The sequence below is a fragment of the Streptomyces sp. NPDC048506 genome (assembly GCF_040651315.1).
Classification (GTDB): Bacteria; Actinomycetota; Actinomycetes; order Streptomycetales; family Streptomycetaceae; genus Streptomyces.
In genome coordinates, this window is the sequence record NZ_JBEZIX010000093.1 from 1 (window position 1) to 19,028 (window position 19,028).

General features: G+C 69.3%; 15 protein-coding genes and 2 pseudogenes. 6 read left to right on the top strand and 11 right to left on the bottom strand.

Annotated features, from left to right (window positions below; all coding sequences use genetic code 11):
* Positions 1 to 281: hypothetical protein (locus AB0C96_RS41610; protein WP_362925332.1), on the top strand; the 281-nt coding region annotated here is incomplete at its 5' end.
* A 378-nt stretch (positions 282 to 659) separates the two neighbouring features.
* On the opposite strand, the gene AB0C96_RS41615 is transcribed toward AB0C96_RS41610, so the two are convergent.
* The gene (locus tag AB0C96_RS41615) at positions 660 to 1,097 is read right to left on the bottom strand and encodes a hypothetical protein (protein WP_362925333.1); all 438 of its coding nucleotides are present in this window, start codon (positions 1,095 to 1,097) and stop codon (positions 660 to 662) included.
* 548 nt (positions 1,098 to 1,645) lie between these two features.
* Here AB0C96_RS41615 and AB0C96_RS41620 point away from each other — a divergent pair.
* Positions 1,646 to 2,968 carry a sugar ABC transporter substrate-binding protein gene (locus AB0C96_RS41620; protein ID WP_362925335.1) on the top strand — a complete coding sequence of 441 codons (1,323 nt, stop codon included), beginning with the start codon at positions 1,646 to 1,648 and terminating at the stop codon, positions 2,966 to 2,968.
* Positions 2,969 to 3,173: 205 nt separating this feature from the next.
* Here AB0C96_RS41620 and AB0C96_RS41625 read toward each other — a convergent pair whose 3' ends face one another.
* On the bottom strand, positions 3,174 to 3,719 hold the full coding sequence (locus AB0C96_RS41625) for a YciI family protein (RefSeq protein ID WP_362925337.1): 546 nt from the start codon (positions 3,717 to 3,719) through the stop codon (positions 3,174 to 3,176).
* 237 nt (positions 3,720 to 3,956) lie between these two features.
* Between AB0C96_RS41625 and AB0C96_RS41630 the strand changes: the two genes are divergently transcribed.
* Entirely contained in the window at positions 3,957 to 4,715 is a 759-nt protein-coding gene (locus AB0C96_RS41630) for a trypsin-like peptidase domain-containing protein (protein WP_362925338.1), read from the top strand.
* 115 nt (positions 4,716 to 4,830) lie between these two features.
* Here the strand turns inward: AB0C96_RS41630 and AB0C96_RS41635 are convergent, their stop codons facing one another.
* The 3 genes from AB0C96_RS41635 to AB0C96_RS41645 are packed head-to-tail and all read right to left on the bottom strand — an operon-like array spanning position 4,831 to position 8,713.
* Positions 4,831 to 5,547, bottom strand: a complete 717-nt coding sequence (locus AB0C96_RS41635; protein ID WP_362925340.1) for a hypothetical protein — start codon at positions 5,545 to 5,547, stop codon at positions 4,831 to 4,833.
* A complete protein-coding gene (locus tag AB0C96_RS41640; protein ID WP_362925342.1) occupies positions 5,544 to 6,695 on the bottom strand; it encodes an FAD-dependent monooxygenase in 1,152 nt (383 codons plus the stop codon). The genes AB0C96_RS41635 and AB0C96_RS41640 overlap by 4 nt, the downstream gene beginning before the upstream one ends.
* On the bottom strand, positions 6,692 to 8,713 hold the full coding sequence (locus AB0C96_RS41645; protein ID WP_362925344.1) for a LodA/GoxA family CTQ-dependent oxidase: 2,022 nt from the start codon (positions 8,711 to 8,713) through the stop codon (positions 6,692 to 6,694). Before AB0C96_RS41645 ends, AB0C96_RS41640 begins: the two co-directional genes overlap by 4 nt.
* A 712-nt stretch (positions 8,714 to 9,425) precedes the next feature.
* On the opposite strand from AB0C96_RS41645, the gene AB0C96_RS41650 reads away from it, so the two are divergent.
* The 3 genes and pseudogenes from AB0C96_RS41650 to AB0C96_RS41660 all read left to right on the top strand — a co-directional run.
* Complete coding sequence (locus AB0C96_RS41650) at positions 9,426 to 11,492, top strand: prolyl oligopeptidase family serine peptidase (protein ID WP_362925357.1); 2,067 nt, start codon at positions 9,426 to 9,428, stop codon at positions 11,490 to 11,492.
* Between the two features lie 90 nt (positions 11,493 to 11,582).
* On the top strand, positions 11,583 to 12,149 hold the full coding sequence (locus tag AB0C96_RS41655) for a Rieske (2Fe-2S) protein (protein WP_362925346.1): 567 nt from the start codon (positions 11,583 to 11,585) through the stop codon (positions 12,147 to 12,149).
* Between the two features lie 84 nt (positions 12,150 to 12,233).
* Positions 12,234 to 13,117: pseudogene (locus AB0C96_RS41660) on the top strand (IS3 family transposase); the annotation flags it as partial.
* Positions 13,118 to 13,152: 35 nt separating this feature from the next.
* Here AB0C96_RS41660 and AB0C96_RS41665 read toward each other — a convergent pair.
* From AB0C96_RS41665 to AB0C96_RS41690, 6 genes and pseudogenes are all read right to left on the bottom strand, one after another.
* Positions 13,153 to 13,965 carry a hypothetical protein gene (locus AB0C96_RS41665; protein ID WP_362925348.1) on the bottom strand — a complete coding sequence of 271 codons (813 nt, stop codon included), beginning with the start codon at positions 13,963 to 13,965 and terminating at the stop codon, positions 13,153 to 13,155.
* A complete protein-coding gene (locus AB0C96_RS41670; protein ID WP_362925350.1) occupies positions 13,955 to 14,500 on the bottom strand; it encodes a hypothetical protein in 546 nt (181 codons plus the stop codon). Before AB0C96_RS41670 ends, AB0C96_RS41665 begins: the two co-directional genes overlap by 11 nt.
* Positions 14,497 to 15,354: a hypothetical protein gene (locus AB0C96_RS41675; protein WP_362925351.1), complete on the bottom strand. Its 858-nt coding sequence runs from the start codon at positions 15,352 to 15,354 to the stop codon at positions 14,497 to 14,499. The genes AB0C96_RS41670 and AB0C96_RS41675 overlap by 4 nt, the downstream gene beginning before the upstream one ends.
* Positions 15,355 to 16,063: 709 nt before the next feature.
* A pseudogene (locus tag AB0C96_RS41680) lies at positions 16,064 to 16,389 on the bottom strand (transposase); the annotation flags it as partial.
* A 139-nt stretch (positions 16,390 to 16,528) separates the two neighbouring features.
* A complete protein-coding gene (locus AB0C96_RS41685; RefSeq protein ID WP_362925353.1) occupies positions 16,529 to 17,134 on the bottom strand; it encodes a response regulator transcription factor in 606 nt (201 codons plus the stop codon).
* Entirely contained in the window at positions 17,131 to 18,282 is a 1,152-nt protein-coding gene (locus AB0C96_RS41690; protein ID WP_362925355.1) for a sensor histidine kinase, read from the bottom strand. Before AB0C96_RS41690 ends, AB0C96_RS41685 begins: the two co-directional genes overlap by 4 nt.
* Positions 18,283 to 19,028: the final 746 nt, after the last annotated feature.

Sequence of the window (19,028 nt, forward strand, 5' to 3'; positions counted from 1 at the left end):
GACGCTATGTCCTCCGCATCCGCCGCACTGGACACAAAGACACCGGCCAAACGCCGAGCCGACTCGAAATGATGCTCATAGAGAACACCGAACGCCACATCGTCCCCGGCACGCGCACGCTCGACCAACTCCGCATCCGACCGCTCCGCCCGAACACCACTCCCCGCCTCCCCCAGATCTCCGGGCTCCAGCCACGGTTCCCCCGTCATCGCCACCCACCCCTGAAACTCACCACATGCGTGCCGGTCGTCAAAGACCCCTGCCTCCCCAGCAACGTCTGAAAGGTCTGAAAGGAAATCTTCCGAGGCAGCCCCGCCCAACAGCGATCCCGCACCCTCGCACGCCTTCAACACGCAGCATTTGGCGAGCAGTTGGCGCCCAACCCCCCTCAGGGTGCGCGCTGTGTTCGCACCGGATCGGCGCGTGGCGGCCACCCCGAGATCGGGGAGGCTAACACCCGTCCGGTTCGTTGGCAGGCACAAACAGTGGGGCGCATTGCCGAGGCCACCGATCAGATGCCGACGACCCCGGCACGACGCGTCCGCCAGGAGAAGAAGCACAGCGGAGAGCGCAGCGGAGAGCGCAGCGGAGAACGCTGGGCAACTTCAACACGCCGCGGCCCACGCCCCACAGACCTACAGACCTTCAGCGCTACAGACCTAGCCGAAGTCGCTGGGGACGTAGGCGTCGGTCCACCGGGAGTACGCGTGGCGCTCCTGAGCCGTGAACGCCGGATGCGTGATCCGGTACTGGCGGTAGTAACGCTGCCCTTGGTCGACCCGCGCACCGCGTAGCTGAAGGTGAGCGCCTGGTAGGGCGCGGATATGGCCCTCAGCGCAGCTCGGCTCACAGTCGTTGATCTTCATGGTGCCCGTGCCGGTCTCCGTCCTGGCGCCCCAGTGGGCCCAGCGCAGCGCACTCAGCCCGTCGTGTTGGGTCACCGCGAACGTGCGCGGCTTGACGGAATCGTGCCGCGACAGGTCGTACAGATGGATCGTCGGGGTCGCGGCCCCGGCGAGCGAGCCGGTCACCGGCACGACTGCTGCGGCGAGCGTGAGCGCGACCAGGGAGCGCCGCAGTGCTGAGCGACATGGCATGGGTGAGGTCTCCTTCGGTGGTGAGGTTGGGGAACCGACCTACCGGTCCGGCCCGCGCACCCCGACGGAGGGGCGGCCGGGCTCATCCGACACCCCCAGACTGAGGGTGCGCCGGCCCTGGCGGAAGGCAGGAATGGGCCGACCGCCGCATGCATCGCCCCTCGCCTGATGCGGCACCCCGTGGTCTCCCCTGCCACCCGCCCTTTCCGCCGCCCGATCGCCCGCACCGGCTGCCCCAACGGCCGCCCGCGCGGCCCTTCCCGGCGGCGACCGCACCACCGAGGCTGTGGGGGCGCGACTGAGGGGCGGAGGAGCGCCGTGCCGCACCGCAACTCCGCGCCGCGCGCCGCCCTTTTCCCCGAGGGGACGGCAAGGTCTGCCCGACCGTGGTAGGGGTGACGGACAGACCTCCAGAGGACCGCCCCGTTCCTCTTCCCCCGTACGCATGGAGAGGAGCGGGGTGGGTCCGCCACTACGTGGGCCAGACAGAGGAGCCGATCAGGGTGAATCGGAGCGTTCTCAGTGGACTTCGATTGCGTACTGCGGTCGTGGCGTTAGCAGGCGGGGCGCTGCTCGCGGGATGTGCCGGCGCCGACGGTGCCGATGGTTCGTCCGGGGATCACGTCATCAACGTGCTGATGGTGAACAACCCGCAGATGAAAGAGGTGCAGAAGCTCACCCCGGAGCACTTCACCGAAGAGACCGGCATCAAGGTCAACTTCACCGTGCTGCCGGAGAACGATGTCCGGGACAAGGTCGGTCTGGACTTCTCCAGCCCGGCCGGGATGTACGACGTCGCCACCATCAGCAATTACGAGGTGCCGTTGTACGCCAAGAACAAATGGCTGCTACCGCTGGACGGGCACGCGTCCCAGGACCCGGCTTTCGAGCAGGCCGACGTCCTCACGCCGATGCGGGAGTCGCTGACCGCGGACGACGGGAAGCTCTACGCCGAGCCGTTCTACGGCGAGTCCTCCTTTCTGATGTACCGCAAGGACGTCTTCGCCGCCAAGGGCCTGACCATGCCGGCCCACCCCACATGGCAGCAGGTGGCCGACCTGGCGGCCAAGGCCGACGGTGCGAAGCCCGCCATGAAGGGCATCTGCCTGCGGGGGCAACCGGGTTGGGGGGAGCTGATCGCCCCGCTCAGCACCGTGGTCAACACCTTCGGCGGAACGTGGTTCACCAAGGACTGGAAGGCACAACTCACCTCCTCCGGCTTCGCATCCGCCACCGAGTTCTACGTCGACCTGGTCCGGAAGCACGGCGAGTCCGGCGCCGCCGACTACGGGTACTCCGAGTGCCTGGACGACTTCAGCCACGGCGGGACCGCCATGTGGTACGACTCCACGGCCGCGGCGGGCTCCCTGGAGGCCGCGGACTCCCCGGTGAAGGGCAAGGTCGGCTACGCGCCCGCCCCGGTCGAGAAGACCACCAGCTCCGGTTGGCTCTACACCTGGGCCTGGGGCGTACGGAAGGCGTCCGCACAGCCCGACGACGCCTGGAAGTTCGTCTCCTGGGCGTCGGGCAAGGAGTACCAACGGCTCGTCGGGCGGACCAGCGGATGGGCCAACGTACCCGACGGCACCCGCGCCTCCACCTACGCCAATCCCCACTACCGGGCCGCGGCCTCCGCGTTCGCCGACGTCGCCCGCAAGGCGATCAGCGGCGCCGACCCCCGCCACCCGGGCCTCCAGCCACGGCCGACCATCGGCATCCAGTTCGTCGACATCCCGGAGTTCGCCGACCTCGGCACACAGGTCTCCAACGAGATCAGCAACGCCATCGCCGGAGCCCAGTCGGTCGACAAGGCGCTCCGCACCTCCCAGGCGCTGGCCGAGCAGGTCTCCGAGAAGTACCGGAAGCAATGAGCGCTCCGCTGCCTCCGGACCCGGCCGGACGGCACCGCCCGCGACGGTGGTGAGGCACCCGCGAGGGCGGAGCCGAGGTGATCACCGCAAGCCCTCCTGCCACCGCTGACCACGACCGGGGCCACCGGGCGCCGCAAGGCTCCCGGTGGCCCCTCCCCTTGATGCGCCGCATGCGATCGACAGGGAACGCGGGCGATGCCTCGATTCAGGACGGTCGTCCGCCGAACTGCCAGTTGTGGACCTCGATGTCGGCGTAGCGGTCCAGGGTCAGCACCCCGCGTGCCGTGTCCGGGTCCGGTGCCCGGAGGAGGGCCGCGGTACCCAGCCAGGTGGCGCCGTCGTCGGACAACAGCGGTCCGTACGCGATCAGTTCGTCCTGGTCGGGCGGCACGGTGAGGTCGGCCGCCGGTCCCGTGCCGAGGCCGAGCACCAGGTATCGGCTGCCGCCGGTCCGGCCACCGGGGAAGTCCCACATGGTCCGCCCCAACGCGTTGTGCCACCGGCGCAACAGCACGTCCCGGTACGCGCCGGCCTGGTAGCCGGGCTCGTCGAAGGCGAACGCCCGGGCGGCGGCGGGATCGGGCAGGTCGACGATGTGGACGCTGCCGGTGGGCGCGTCGTCCGCGAGGGTCGGGCCGCGGGCGATCATCTCCGCCGCGTACCGGTCCATGTAGGACCAGTGCTCCTCCAGCAGCTCCTCACGGAGCGCCAAGGAGTTTGGCCGATCGCGGTGGTAGCAGAAGAACTCCATGGCCACAGTCTTCACCAGCGCGGGCAACCCCGGTCAGGAGCCACCGGGTTGCCCGTTCGGAGAGCCATGGATGTGATGCAGATAACATAGTCCAAAATGGATGATTGCCTGCTTCCGGTGGGTGCTCGGCGGTTACCTGGATCCGCAGTTCTCGTCATGACCGCCCAAGACACCACGGGAAGTGATCTCTTGTTACGTGTCCTACGCACTCTCGGCGCCGCCGTCCTCCTGGCGAGCATGTCCCTCACCGCTGCCCCGGCCGCGGGCGCGGCCCCCCGTACGGAACCCCGTACGGACGCCGGCGCCGCGCTGCGCGGGGAGACCCGCGCGCCCGTCGGCGGTGGCACCGGAATCATCTTCCGGCTGGGGCCGACTCCGGAGGAGCACAAGACCTACTACGTCTGCACCCTCACCGCGGTCGGGCGCGACACGGCCGGCAACCTGGTGGGCCTGACCAACGCCCACTGCTTCATCGACGAGCAGGGCAACAAGCTGGTCGGCGAGAAGGTCTACCTGGACACCTCGCCCGCGGGGACGGCCGCCTCCCCCGCGCCGCTCGAAAACAGCCGCCCCGACCTGAAGACCGGCGCCATCGGCACGGTGACGTACGTCAGCACGCCCAACAACCTCCTCAACACCGGGCCCAAGGGCCTGGACTACGCGGTGATCCGGCTGGACGAGAGCCGGGTGGCCGCCACCGACACCGTCGGCGGGGTGACCATCACGTCGATCGGGGCGCCACCCGCCAACGGGACCCGCATGTGCAAGCAGGGCCACCGGACCGGCCTGACCTGCGGCATCAAGCTGGGCACCCACGGCATCTGGTTCACCCACCTCATCTGGACCAACGGCGGCGACTCCGGCTCCCCGGTGGTCAGCGGCAACACGCTGGTCGGCAACGCCTGGGGCGTCCAGCACAGTTCGCCGATCCTGAGCATCATCGACGAGATGAACGCCCACGGGGGCGTCGGCGCCGGTTTCCACCTCGCGAGCTGAACCGCCCGAGGGGTCACGGGCCCGCTCCTCCTCCGTGCCCGAGCGGGCCGGCCCCCAGGGGCCCGGCCCGGACCCACGACGACGTCGCGGGTCCGGGCCGGGTCGGTGCGGTGGGTCAGCTGTTGAGGCTGGTGTGGTTCCACCAGCCCTGGCGGCCGACGGTGAAGTCGACCGTCGCGCCATTGCCGTTGATCTTGCCCTGGTACTGCTGGTTCTTCTTCAGCGGGCTCTCGATCAGCTTGTCGTGCGCGTCCTTGATCGACTCGATGACGAAGGTGGGGACCTTCTTCAGCATCGCCACGTCGATGGACTGGCTGGGCGCGATGGTGACGACCTCGTCCCAGTTGGGGCGCTTCGCGAGCTGGTGCGCGATGTGGACCTCGTCGCCCTCACCGAACAGCAGGTAGGTGAGGTACTCGGGGTAGTCCAGGTTGCCGAGCTTGCGGAAGGAGAGAACGTCCTCCTTCTTGCACGACACCGCGGTCTCGGACGTCGTCATCTGCTCGAACTTGCGGCTGCCGTCCTGCTGCACGACGACCCGCTCCAGATGGACCGAGAACTCCTTGCCCTGCTGCAACTCGGGGAGCTCGAAGTGGTGCGGGCAGCGCAGGGAGTAGAAGACCCGCTCGTCCTCGTGCTGCGCCCGGTCCTTCAGGTACATCTCCCGCAGCTCACCGTTGTCCTTGATGGTGAAGCTGAACACCGCCTGGTAGTCGTGGCCGGACTGCGGGTTGTACAGCGCCAGGTGGTAGAAGAAGAGCTTCTTCTTGCCCAGGATCAGGAAGCGGTGGATGTGCTCGTTTCCGTGGGTGTGGTCGGAGGTGCTGCTCATGGTGCGTTCTCGCCTTTCGTCGGTTGGGGGTGGGGGGCGGAGACCCGCTGCCGCCGGGCCCAGAAGGGGCGGTCGGCCCAGCGGGTCTCCTGGGCATGCACGACGCGGTGGCCGTGCTGATAGGCGGTCCGGGCGGTGAGAACCTTCGCCGCGTAGGCGGCCAGGGCCGCCCGGTCGCCGTGCAGATGGGCGTCGACCGCCTCGCCCGCGCTCAGCCCGGTGTAGAGGGCGGTGAGGATGCCCTGGGAGCTGAGCGGGTCGAACGCGGTCGCCGCGTCCCCGGCGGCCGTCCAGCCGTCGCCGTGCACCCGGTCCAGGTGTGCGCTGTGCGCGGGGGCGCGGCGGGGCGGCCGTAGGGCGGTGAGACCGTGCGGGCGGGCCCGGCGGGAGATGTGCCGGGTGGCCAGCAGCCGGTCGCGGAAGGGCTCGGCGCCGCGGGCAGCGGCGACCGGCAGGTCGGGGTCGGTGAAGTAGGCGACCAGGCGCTGCCGGGAGGGCAGCAGGGCGGTGTACCACCAGCCGTCCTGGTCGGACTCGACCAGCGAACGGCCGTCGGCGGTGCCCTGTGGCGCCGGGTCGAGGGTGAGATGGAGTGCGGTCAGCCGGTCCGCCGTCCGGCGCCGGGCACCGGAGCGGACCGCGATGGCGGCCCGCCGGCCGGTGGCGTCGACCACCCAACGGGAGCGGACCGTACGCTCGTTCGCGCCGTGAGAACGGTCGCGCAGGGCGAGCCGCCAGGTGCCGTCCGACTGCCGGGCGGGGCAGCGGACGGCGGTGTGCTCGGCGACGTCCGCGCCCGCCGCACGGGCGGCGGCGCGCAGCCGTCGGTCGAAGAGCGGGCGGTCGAGGTGCCAGCCGTGGCCGTAGGGGTCGTGGAGGGAGTCCACGGCGTGCAGTTCGGCCGAGCCCCAGGCGGACAGGTTGCCGTGGCAGGGCAGATGGCCGCTGCCCAGGACCGGCTCGGCGACGCCGAGGTCGGCCAGGAGCAGCCGCCCGACGGACACCAGGGCCTCACCGGCCTTGGGCGGGCCGGTCCCGGCGTCGGCCAGCAGGACCGAACGCCCGGCGCGTAACAGGGCGAGCGCGGCGGCACAGCCGGCCGGGCCGCCGCCCGCGACCACCACGTCGTAGGCGGGTGCGGGGCTCACCTGACGTCGCGGAGGGGAGCGAGCTTCTCCAGGAACCCGGCGGCGATCTCCGCCTCGTCCCGGCCGGTGTCGGCCATGACCTGCTGGACCACCTGCTGTACGAGCATCGACTCGACGGACTCGGCCGAGACGCTCCCGGTCCAGGTGTCCGCAGCGGCGGCGAGTTGGGGCATTCCCGCCTCGGGCACCTGGATGTTGACGAGGTTGGCGTGGTCGGGTGCCGGCGGGTATCCGGGCTCGGACTCCACCTGGAAGTACGTCGGGAACTTCCCGTCGCCCACGGTGTACTTGCGCATCTCGACGATGCCGAACTTGTACCAGTCGTCGATCATCTGCCGGCGCTGATGGTTGAAGTCGGTGCCGTTGAGGCCGCGCAGCCACACCGCCCGGTTCTCGAAGGCCTTCTCCCTGGCGCTGTCGTCGGAGCCGGCGGCCGGCTTGGTGTTGACGGTGGTGAAGTCCGACAGCTTGAGCACGTGGTTGGGCATCTGGGCGGGCCAGAAGGTCGGCAGGTAGGGGCTGTAGCGGGGGCCGAGACCGGCGCTCACCTCGTAGCCGGAGCGGCAGCTCGCCGTGTCGCACTGCCAGGGGGCGGCCATCCAGCGGGTGAGGTCACCGGGGCCCTGCTGGTACAGCGGGCCGTTCTTGCCCAGGGCGTCCGCGAGGCTGAGCACGTCGCCGTAGTCGTGTTCCGGGTTCTCCGGCTGGCGGTGCAGGATGCGGAACGGCTCCGAGTACATGGTCTTGTGCCGCATCGGCCAGGTGACCTCGCAGCCTGGGTGGAACGCGTCGGCGGCGCAGTTCTCCAGGGCGGCGCGGTCCAGCAGGCCGGGCTGCTCGGCGATCGGCGCCTCGTCCACCTTGGGGTAGCCGGTACGGGTCGGGCCGGGGGTGAACGTCCCGTCGGCCCAGAGGGCCAGCATCCGGTCCTGTTCGGGGGAGAGCGTGATGTGCTGCCGGACGGAGTTGGGCACGCTGGACATGGCGTCGCCGTACAGCCACGGCCACGGGACCGGGGACTTGCCGTCCCGGGCGTAGTCGCGCATCTGGACGTAGACCTGGCGGCGGAGCTCCTTGCTGGTGTCGCTCGGATCGTTGAGCCGCTTGCGCATGTCCGGGTGGAGGAAGTCGTGCGGGCCCTTCCAGCCGAACTGGGTGGCGAACCCGTGGTTGACCCACTGGAGTTGGCAGAACCGGCTCAGCAGCGGCTCAATGTGGTCCGGGTAGGAGATCTTCTGCACGGTGGGCAGCGTCTTCTCGGTGACGAAGACGTCGTAGAGCAGGTCGTAAAGGGTGCGGACGGTCTTCACGCCGGGGGCGTAGTGCGGCGGGGCGACCACGACCCACGCCTCGAGCGCGGTCTTCGTGGCACCGTTGATGGTGACCTCCGCCGTGATCGGGCCGTCGGAGACGTCGTCGTACCAGGTGTCGTTGTTGGCGACCCCGGAGATCGGCTTCTCCGGCGTGGCGAAGGAGGCCGACCTGCCGACGCCGCCGACGACCACCAGGCGGCCGTCGGCCTGGGCGGAGGCGGAACCCAGCGAGACCGGCTTGTCCATGATCTTCCCGTCGAACGTGACGGTCTCCGCCTTGGAGGCGAGCAGGGTCTTGCGGCCGGGGTCGTTGACGAGCTTCTTCCGCTGTTCCTGCTTGATGTCGAAGTTCCGCCGGCGCCGCTTGTCGTCCGGCAGCGCGTTGGCCTCGTCGATGTCGAGCGGGATGTGGAACTGGTACCAGGCGGCCTTCTTGTTGGCGAGGTGCACCGACCACTTGATCTCGGTCACGCCCGCTTCACCCGGCTTGAGCTCCCGGACGACCTTGCCTTCCTTGTTGTAACCGTAGATCCGGAAACGAGCGGCCTGCCGGATGATCTTCCCCGTACCGTCCTTGTACGAGTCGTGCGGCAGCGGCGGTTGGTCCGGTGACTCCGGGCCGATGAAGGGCTGTTTGTCGCTGTTGCCGACCCGGGCTATGCCAATGGCGGGATGGATCTTCACCTGTACGATCTGCTCGTCCACCGAGGAGCCTTTCTTGGATGGATGTATACAAATCCCCCGGAGACTTCATCGTGGGTTCGCCCCGGGCCCAGGGCGAACCCAGGCGTCGCAATGGGTGCGCGGATTCACCCCTTCGAGTCGCCCCGCCCCCGAAGCCGTTTCACCGCCGGGCCGTGGGTTCCCGTCACCGGCCCTCTTGACGAACAAGATCAGCTACCGATAGCGTCCCTCGGCCCCCGAACGCACACCGCGTCCACCGGGCCTCGCGCATGGTCGCCCTCACCCGTCCGGCGGACGGGCGGAGCCGCCGGACGCGCCTCGCGGCGCATCGCGGGCCGACGGCCCCGCGCCCTGGAGCGCACCTCAGGAACCGGACCGGTTCGACCGGTCGGAGCCGGCTGCCGCATCCGCATCTCGCACGGCCCGGCCCGGCCCACCACCGGGCGACACACGCATCCGCACCGAACGGGCCACACCGTCGCGGCGGCGGTGGCCTGTGGATCGTCGCCCCGGCCCTGATCCGGCGGGCGCCGGCCGCACCACCCCGCCGAGCGCAGTGCCCGAACCACCGCAACCATGCAGCACCCGACCACACCTGATGGAGGACAGCACCTTGGACAGCACCTTGGACAGCACCCTGGACAGCACCACCGTGCACCCCGCACAGCCCACCCGCACCCCGCGCCCCGGGGACGCCGGGAGCGACGACAACTCCACCGGATTTCCGCGCCAGTTGGCGCGCAGCCGCCGGTTCTCCCTCGGGGTCCCCCGGCAGTTCACCCCCTCCCCCGACGGCCGCCGCGTGCTCTTCGTCCGTACCGGCTCGGGCACCGATCCGGTAGGGCGGCTGTGGCAGTACGAGGACGGCACGGAACGGCTGTTGGTCGATCCGGTGCTCCTGGTGGCGGACGCGGGCGGAGCGGTCCCCGAGGAGGAGCGGCTGCGCCGGGAGCGGGCCCGCGAGCAGGCGGTGGGGGTGGCGTCGTACGCGACCGACGCCGCCGTCGAGCTCGTGGCGTTCGCACTGTCCGGGGGCCTCTGGGCGGTCCGCACGGACGGCGCTGCGCCGTTCTCCGTGCCGACGGCAGGACCGGTGTTCGACCCCCGCCCCTCCCCCGACGGCCGGCGCATCGCCTATGTGAGCGGCCGCTCGCTGCACGTCGTCGACCTGACCGGTGGCGACCGGCAACTGGCGCAGGCGGAGGGGCCGGAGATCTCCTACGGGCTCGCCGAGTATGTGGCGGCCGAGTCCATGGGCCGGATGCGCGGCTACTGGTGGGCGCCGGACAGCCGCCGGCTCCTGGTGGCCAGGGTCGACACCGGCCCCGTGGCACGGCGCTACCTCGGCGACCCGGCCGACCCGTCGAAACCGCCGCGGGTGACGGCGTACCCGGCGGCCGGTACGCCCAATGCGGTGGTCACCGTTCAGCTGCTCTCCCTGGAGGGCGAGCGGGTGGAGGTGGTGTGGGACCGCGCGGCCCACGAGTACCTCGTCGACGCGGGGTGGGACGCCCACGGTCCGTTCCTCGCCGTGCACAGCCGCGACCAGCGTACCCTGCGGACGCTCGCGGTCGATCCGGCGACCGGGGCCACCGAGGTGCGGCACGAGCAGACCGACCCGGCGTGGGTGGAGTTGGTGCCCGGCACCCCGGCCCGTACCGCCTCCGGCGCGCTGGTGTCCTCCGAGGACGACGGCGGCACCCGGTACCTGACCGTCGGCGGCCGACGGGTCACCCCGGAGGGACTGCACCTGCGCGCCGTCCTGGGTGTCGAGGGCGAGCGGGTGCTGTTCACAGCGAGCGAGGACCCGTTGGAGACCCATGTGTGGCGCCATGAGCCCGGCCACGACAACCGCCGGCTGAGCCGGGGCCCCGGCCGGTACACGGGCGTGGGCCGGGGCGGCACGGTCGTCCTCGCGGGGGTGACCCCGCAGGGCGCCGAAGTGCACCTGGTACCGGACGAGCCGGCGGACGGAGCCACCCCGAGCCCGGCGTCCGGAGGCATCGCGTCGCTCGCCGAGGAGCCGGTGGTCACCACTCAGCCGATCCATCTCACGCTCGGCGAGCGGAAGCTGCGCGGCGCCCTCTTCCTGCCCTCGTGGCACCAGGACGGTGCGGCGAAGCTGCCGGTGCTGCTCGACCCCTACGGCGGTCCCGGCATGCAGGTGGTGGGACGGGCCCGCAACTGGCACAGCTGTGTGTCGCAGTGGTTCGCCGAGCAGGGCTTCGCGGTGCTGGTGATCGACGGGCGCGGCACCCCGGGGCGGGGGCCGGCCTGGGAGAAGACCCTGCACGGCGATCTGCTCACTCCCGTGCTGGAGGACCAGGTGGACGGCCTGCGGGCGGCCGGGGAGCAGTTCGCCGATCTGGACCTGACGCGGGTGGGGATCCGCGGTTGGTCGTTCGGCGGGTTCCTGGCAGCGGCCGCGGTGCTGCACCGCCCCGACGTCTTCCACGCGGCGATCGCCGGCGCCCCGCCCACCGAGCAGCGGTTGTACGACACCTACTGGAAGGAGCGGTACCTGGGCCAGCCAGAGGAACAGCCGGAGAACTACGCGCACTCCTCCCTGATCGGCAAGGGCCATCTGCTGAGCCGTCCCCTGCTGCTCATCCACGGGCTCGCGGACGACAACGTGACGGTCGCGAACACCCTGCGTTTCTCGGCTGAGCTGCTCGCGGCGGGCAAGGCGCACAGCGTGCTGCCGCTGCCCGGCGCCACCCACGCGCCGGCCGACGCGGTGGTCGTCGAGCAGCTGCTGTACTTCCAGTTGGACTTCTTGCGCACGTCGCTCAAGGACTGAACGCTCCCGTCCGCCCCTCCGTATGGACCCTGTGCAACGCCCTTGGAGCACATCGGGCACCGAAGGACCACCAGGAACCGGAGGCACACCATGGCTCGACAGGAAGCATCGGAGCGGACGGCGGCCGAAGCGGTGACGTCACAGACGGCGGCCGGCGCCCCCGCCCTCACGGGGCGCGGGGCGGCCCGGCGGACCGTCGTCGCGGCGGTGGGCGCGGCCGGGCTGACGGCGGCGCTCGCGGCCTGCGGCAGCAGCATGACGGACGCGGGCCCCACCGGCTCGCAACCGGCGGGCGGGGGCGCGGACGGCGGCGCCGGCGGGAGCGGCAGCGCCAGTGGCAGCGCAGGCGGGGACGGCAGCGCCGGCGGCGGTGCCGCCCTCGCCAAGGCCGCCGAGATACCCACCGGCGGCGGCAAGATCTTCAAGGCCGAGCGGGTCGTCGTCACCCAGCCGAAGGACGGCGAGATCAAGGCGTTCTCCGCGGTCTGCACCCACGCGGGCTGCCTGGTCGGCGAAGTCGCCGACGGCACCATCAACTGCCTCTGCCACGGCAGCAAGTTCGACATCACCGACGGCAGCGTGCAGAGCGGGCCCGCGACCAGGCCGTTGCCACCTGCCAAGGTGGACGTCAAAGGGGGTTCGGTCACCCTCGGCTGACGACGCGGCCACCAAGCCGCGGGCTGGGGCTGGAGCCCCGGCGCGGCTGTCACAGGGGGGCCACCCGATCGTGCAGCAGGCCCGTACCCGCTCGTCCGCGAGCTGGCCGCCGCTGACGCCCCTTACCGGGTGCCGGTGGCGGTGACGTGCCGGGTGCTCGGGCTGGCTCGCCAGCCCTACTACCGGTGGCTGGACCGGCCGGTCACCGACGCCGAGACGGCCGAGGCATACCGCGGCAACGCCCTGTTCGACGCTCACCGCGACGATCCCGAGTTCGGTCACCGGTTCCTCCTCGACGAGGCCCGCGCCGCCGGTGAGCCGATGGCCGAGCGGACCGCCTGGCGGATCTGCCGGGACAACGGCTGGTGGAGCGTCTTCGGTAAGCGAAGAGGACGGGGCAAGAACAGCAAGGCAGGGCCGCCCGTCCACGACGACCGGGTGCAGCGCGACTTCAGCTCCGCTGTCCCGAACCAGCTGTGGCTGACAGACATCACCGAGCACCCAACCGGCGAGGGCAAGCTGTATCTGTGCGCGGTCAAGGACGTGTTCTCGGGTCGCATCGTGGGCTATTCCATCGACTCCCGGATGAAGTCCCGCCTTACGGTGAACGCGCTGGAATCCGCCGTCGCCCGCCGTGGCCAGGTGGCCGGATGCATTGTGCATTCGGATCGCGGCTCGCATTCCGGTCACGGAAGTTCGTGTCTGTTCTCGCCCGGCACAACATGGTCGGCTCGATGGGCCGAGTCGGTGCGGCCGGCGACAACGCGGCGATGGAGAGCTTCTTCGCGCTGCTGCAGAAGAACGTCCTCGACCGCCAAGTCTGGGCCACCCGGCAGGACTTGCGGATAGCGATCGTGGCCTGGATCGAACGCACCTACCACAGGCGCCGACGCCAGAAGCGGCTGGCCCGATTGACCCCCGTCGAGTACGAGACCATCATGACCTCACCAGCAGCCTTGGCTGCATAAACCCCGCTGTCACCCGATCCTGCAGCAGTCCCGTCTCAGTAGGCGACGACAAGCCAGTACATCAGTACCAGGGCGCCGGAGAATACGAAGAAGAACGTGTTCAAGCCCATGACTACGGCTGTAGCGAAATGGAACCCGAGCATGGCCAGCAGCCACAGAGACGCGTACGACAGCGGGAGCACCAGGACGGCGGGATAGGCGACCTCGAGCGCAACGACGACAAGACCGGCTGCGAGGTCGAAGCGTCGGTGGCTCCGTATCCAGCGACCCACCCTCGGCATGCGACCGTATGCCTCAGTACTGAGGATGCCACCGAGGACGCCCTCACGCATCCATGCCCGGGACCGGAGCTTTGACAGTCCGGCGACGACGTACGACAGCGTCAGCTGGGCGCACACGAACAACACCGCGATAACTTTTGCCGACCGTGACGGCACCAGGAAGGCCACGGTCAGCCCTACCGTCAACAGCAGCACCATCTCATCCGCGCCATCCCGCCCGAAAGGATGGCGAACCGCGCACAACACCCCGATGATGTACCACCCGAGGCATCCGATGCCCGCAAGGACGAACGCCCCGAGGAACACCCCCAGGCCGATCGCCAGGGAGCAGGCGGCCTGCAGCATCAGCAATGCCGTGAAGGGCTTGTGAGCGAAGACTGATCTCAGCACTGCGGCAAGCCGGCCGGACGATGTCCACCGGCGGGACGTTGAGAGGGCCTCCCAGTCCAGCATCCCGCTCGCGGCGAAGAATCCGGCTCGGGCCAGCACGGCGTATTCGACGCTGATGAAGAGTGAGCTCGCTGCGACCAGAGCTCCTGACAGCCGCAGAGCCGTTTCAAGGGTCATTCCTGGTCACCTCAGATGGCACGAGAGCGGGACCTATGCCGAGCTCGTGGACGTGCGACTGGAAGAAGAGCTCATAGTTCTGTGCGCCGCTGGGTCGTACGGCGATCGCCACCTGCACGCCCGTGGCAAACAGTGTCTCCGGCTGGGTGCTCGCGACTTTCAGCAACAGCAAGTAGCAAGTGCTGAAATGGATCAGGGACGTGCCACCGCTCTTCGTCGACTCCGCGATGCTCTGGCTCAGGTCAACCACGACCTTTCGCTGCCGTCGGCCAGGATCCCACAGAAAGGACAGGCTGCGGTGGGAGGGGTGATGCGGCCTCCGCCACGGAGTCATCTCTCCGGCATGGTCGTAGCGGACGCAGAACGTGAAGTCGCTGGTGTTGGGAACCGGGGCGAAGAACGACCAGCTGGGGAGCATGAACAGTGGGTCGCGGATCCGCATGCCCGCCTGCAGACGACGGAACTGGAAAGCGATCGTGAGGACTATCCAGAGGGCGAACAGGCCGCCGAGCCCCCACAAGCTGAGGATACTCATAGACCCGCCAAGGCCTCTCTCTTGGCGGCGAGCAGCTCCTGCACCGAGGCGGCCGGCGAGATGTTGCCCAGCCTGCGGCTCAGTGCTTGTCGTGAGAGCTCACGCCGTTCGATCTCCTGGAATGTTTCGACTGAGAAATGCTGCAGCGCCCGTCCGATTGCGTATCCGACAGCTGCGCCCACCAGGGCAGCGGTGACGGTTGCCACGAAAGCAGTGGGCGTGGCGATCAGCAAGTCTCCTGGCGTGATCAGCATCTCCCGTTCCTCCAGCGGCAGCCGTCGCGCAAGAGCCTTCTGCTCGGCTGACAGTGTGGGCGGGTGCGCCACGACGAAAATCTCGAACGGCTCTGAGTCGGCTTCCTTCAGGTAATGGGCGGCCTGAAAATCCGATGCCTCGAGCGGTCCACCCGCGTACGGCATGAAAAAGCGCCCGAAGTCGATCGAAGTGGTCGGGAAGATGTTGCTGACCAGTGTGCGGCCCAGATAGCGCACATCGGCGTAGGCGGGGGCCTGCAGGGCGTATTCGAGCGCCTGGGACTCCGGGAGGAGCCCCGATCCTGCTGTCTCGATACGCTCTTGTACCCGCCGGCGCTCGCGCGCCGCCTGGATCGAGGAGTTCAGCGCCTCCCGGTCGCCTTGCTCCAGCGCCGCTTCCACCTCGGCGAGCAGATCAGAGCTTGCCAGGCCCATGACGACCGTGACGGTACCCACCGGGCACAGCTCAGTGGGTTCACCATGCAATTCGAAGAACGGAACCTGTCGGGTCGTCACCACTCGTGTTGCTCGGTCCTCGGCAATCCGCTGAAGAGCCTCACCACTAGGCACGAGGACACTGTGCGTTGTCATCGCTGCCACCCTCTCTCCTACGTACGCCAGGTGCCGGGGTACACCGTCACCAGGCGAGCAGATCCAATGAGGCAATATTAGCCCATATGCCCCATTTGCTCTTGTTGACGATGCGACAACTCCCGTGGAACAAAGTGCAGTCGCGCCTACCGGACAGACCGAACGAGGCACCCACCAGCCCAAGCTCCGCAGTTGCGCCCGGAGTCGGCGACCCGGCGGGGCAGCGCGTTCTTCACTGGAGGTGCGAGATGCCGCTCGCCGGGGGACGATGATGGTGGCCATGCGGATGCCTGCTGGTGAAGTCCGCATCGGCCGAGGGCGGATGCTTGTGCTGTGCGATGGGATGGAGTCGGAGCCCGAGCGGCTTGACTTTCCTTTGACTTCTGACTGCTCTTGAAGTGAGAGGTGATCAGTTTTCCCTGTATGCCCTGTCTGACGGAAGTGCTGGAACCAGAGAACAGGCCAAGCAAGTCACTGCTGTCGCCTGCGGCAGTGGTGTGTTTCTGGATCCCGCCCCGCAAAAACAACTGGACGCCGACGACGCGACCTTGAGCCAGCCTTCCGGCGATGTCTTAGCCTCGATCCACCGGCGGGATCTTGAAGTGATCTTCCGAGGCAGGGGGTTGGGGGCTGGGACCGATGCGGGTAAGAGGTATCCGCTGGTCTGCCCAGCTCTTCCACGATTTCGGCTCCGGTTGGGCCCTGGTGGGCGAAGTGGTCAGGGACGTAGGGCTGCTTCGGGCGGTGCGTGGACGGCGGCGAACAACTGAGTCCATGAATCCTGCCAGGGCCATGCTGCGGCAGGTGCAGTGTCAGGCGCCGGGCGGAACGGGCGATCCTGGCAGGGACACGGACGAGCTGGGCGCGCAAGGTGGCGGTGGTGGCCTTGGCGTGGAATGCCGAGGCCAGGATGCCTGCGGCCCGCAGCAGGTTGTAAGCCATGGCCCACAGGGTCAGCCAGGCGGCGTTGGCGTGGAAGTGTCCCGAGGGTAGGTGGGCCAGGGCGGAGGCTTTGCTGTCGCTGGCCACCACACGCTCGGTCACCATCGAGGAACGCCGGCTCAGGTGAGTCGAAATCAGCGAGACACTGCCGCTGCGCCTCGTCCGCGGCGCCCGCTGCACGGACAGCGTGCCGCTGACCCCGTTGCCGCCACGGTCCTTGTGGAGCCCGCGATCGCCGGCTCTACAACCACCCCTTTTCGCGGGCCGTATGGGCCGCCTCGAAGCGGTTGGCGCAGTCCGTCTTCTGGATGGCCGAGGAGAGGTAATTGCGTACCGTCTTCTCGGAGAGACACACCCGCTTCGCGATGGTCGGGATCGGCGCCCCGTCGATCGCCGCGGCCAGGATCTCCCGCTCCCGGGCAGTGAGCGGGTTGGGCGCGGCCCGCAGCGCGGTGGCGGCCAGCGCGGGCTCCATCACGGTCTCCCCGGCCATCACCTGGCGGATCGCCACCGCGAGCTCGTCCACCGGCCGGTTCTTCCCGATGAAGCCGCCGGCCCCCGCCGCGAGCGCGCGCTGCAGATGGCCGGGTCGGTCGAAAACCGTGAAGACCAGGACCTTCGTTTCGGGCAGCTCGGCATGCAAGACCTCCGCGGCGTCCAGCCCGCTGCCCCCGGGCATCTCGATGTCCAACAGGCACAGGTCCGGGTGCAGCTCCCGGGCGGCTGACACCGCGCCTGGCCCGTCGCATGCTTGGCCCACCACGTCGATGTCCGGCTCCAGACCCAGCAGCGTCGCGATGGCGCTGCGCACCATGGCCTGGTCCTCGGCGAGGAGCACCCGGATCATGACGTGCCTTCTGTAAGGGAGTTGGCGAGGGAAGCCGCGGCCATGGAGTCCGTAGAGCCCTCTGAGGCCGCGGAACCCGTGAGAGGGACGGCGGCCAGGAGGCGGAAGCCGCTGCCAGGTGCAGCGCTGGTCCGGAGGGACCCGCCGAGGGCAGTGACCCGCTCGGTGAGACCGGCCAGGCCGTTCCCGTCCGGTCCTGACATCGGACGCCGGACGGGTCCCTTGCCGTCGTCGAGCACCTCCAGGACGGCACGGCCGCCCTCCGTGGACAGCGTGACCTGGCAGTGGGCCGCATGGGCGTGCCGGACCACGTTCGTCAGCACCTCGCGGACGACCCAGCTCAGTGCCGTCTCCGCTTCCTGGGGAAGCAGGTCCGTCGTGGCGTCAACCGTCACTGAAACACCGGCGTCGGCCAGCGTCGGCCGGACCTCCTCGACAACCGCGGGAAGGCTGAGCTGCCGGTAGCCGGTGACCGCCTCCCGCACCCGTTCCAGGCACTGGCGACCCACGTCCTCGATCTGCTGGAGCTCTGCCTCCACGTCCGTCTCACCAGCCCGGTACAGCCGTCGCGTCACCTCCGTGCGCAAGTTCAGCTGGAGCAGGTCATGGCCCAGCGTGTCGTGCATGTCCCGGGCAAAACGCAGCCGTTCCTCGGTCACCGCGGCGCGCGCCAGTTCGCGGCGGGTGCGTCGCAGTTCGGCGTTGAGGTCGAGGATCCGGCGGTAGGTGGTCATGGCGAGGCCGACCGCAGCGGTCATCACCACCAGCGAGGTGGTGTCCGCTCCGTCGACGTGCTCGGCCACGAAAACGGCCAGCGAGACCGAGGTCGCCAGCGCAGGCAGAGTCGTCCTGGGCGGCACGGCGACCGCGCAGGTGGCCGCCAGATACGTCAGCAGAATCGTCCAGTCCTTGCCAAGCCACAGAGGGAGTACCACGGACAGCGCCGCGAGCGGCACCAGCAGCGCCAGCCGGAACCACTCGCCGAGCCGGTCAGTGTGGTAGGACCACGAAATGGTCACCTGGGAGACCGCGAAGAGGGCCAAAGCACAGGCGGCCGCAAGGACGATGGTGATCGGGCTGTCCGACGCGGAGATCGACGGAACCAGACCGAAGAGGGGAATGACGGCCGCCGTGGCACCCACTGCCACGCCGCGGGTGGAGGTTTACTCGACGGGCTCGCCCGCCCCCTCATGCTGGGTGGCGCTGTCCTTGCAGGTACGCGCCGCCCGGCGTGATCGTCGGTCCTGCTTCTGATGCCCTGTGCTCTACCGTCCGCTCACGCATCGCTCACGCGCAGAGACCTTCCCGGAGGGCTGGATTCGTGAACCCACACCCCCGTCATCCCGAATGAGGTTCGGACCGGATCGACACCTGCCTGTTTGGCGTTTCCGAAGGTCAGATGGTTGGACTCGGTGGGTCTCGCGTGGTGTCGGGAGGGCTTGGGGAACGGGTCGGCTCCCCAACGGCTCTCAGGGGGCACCTGTCACGTGCCGGTCGTGGCACGCGAATGGCTTGCGCGAAGGATGCCCCTGCCGGGCAGAGGCATGACATGCGCGGCCGCAGTCCCCGTTTCGGAGGCGGGACAGAATCCCTGATCGAGGGGGTTGGGCCATGCTGGGGGCTGTCCTCGCAGGTCAGTGCCACCCGGATGGGATGCTCGGTCCTGCTTCCGACGGCTCGTGCTCCGTCCGTCTGCTACGCATCGCTCATGCTTGGGGGTAGCTCACCAGGCGTTTGACGCAGTTCGTCAAGGGGGGATGCGTGGTGAGGCTTTGGTGGATCCCGGCGAGGTTCTCCGTCAGCAGGGGATGTCCAGGGTGACCACCGCGCCCCGGCCGGTGTTCTCGGCTCGTACGGTGCCGTCGTGTGAGGCGGCGACGGCGGCCACGAGCGC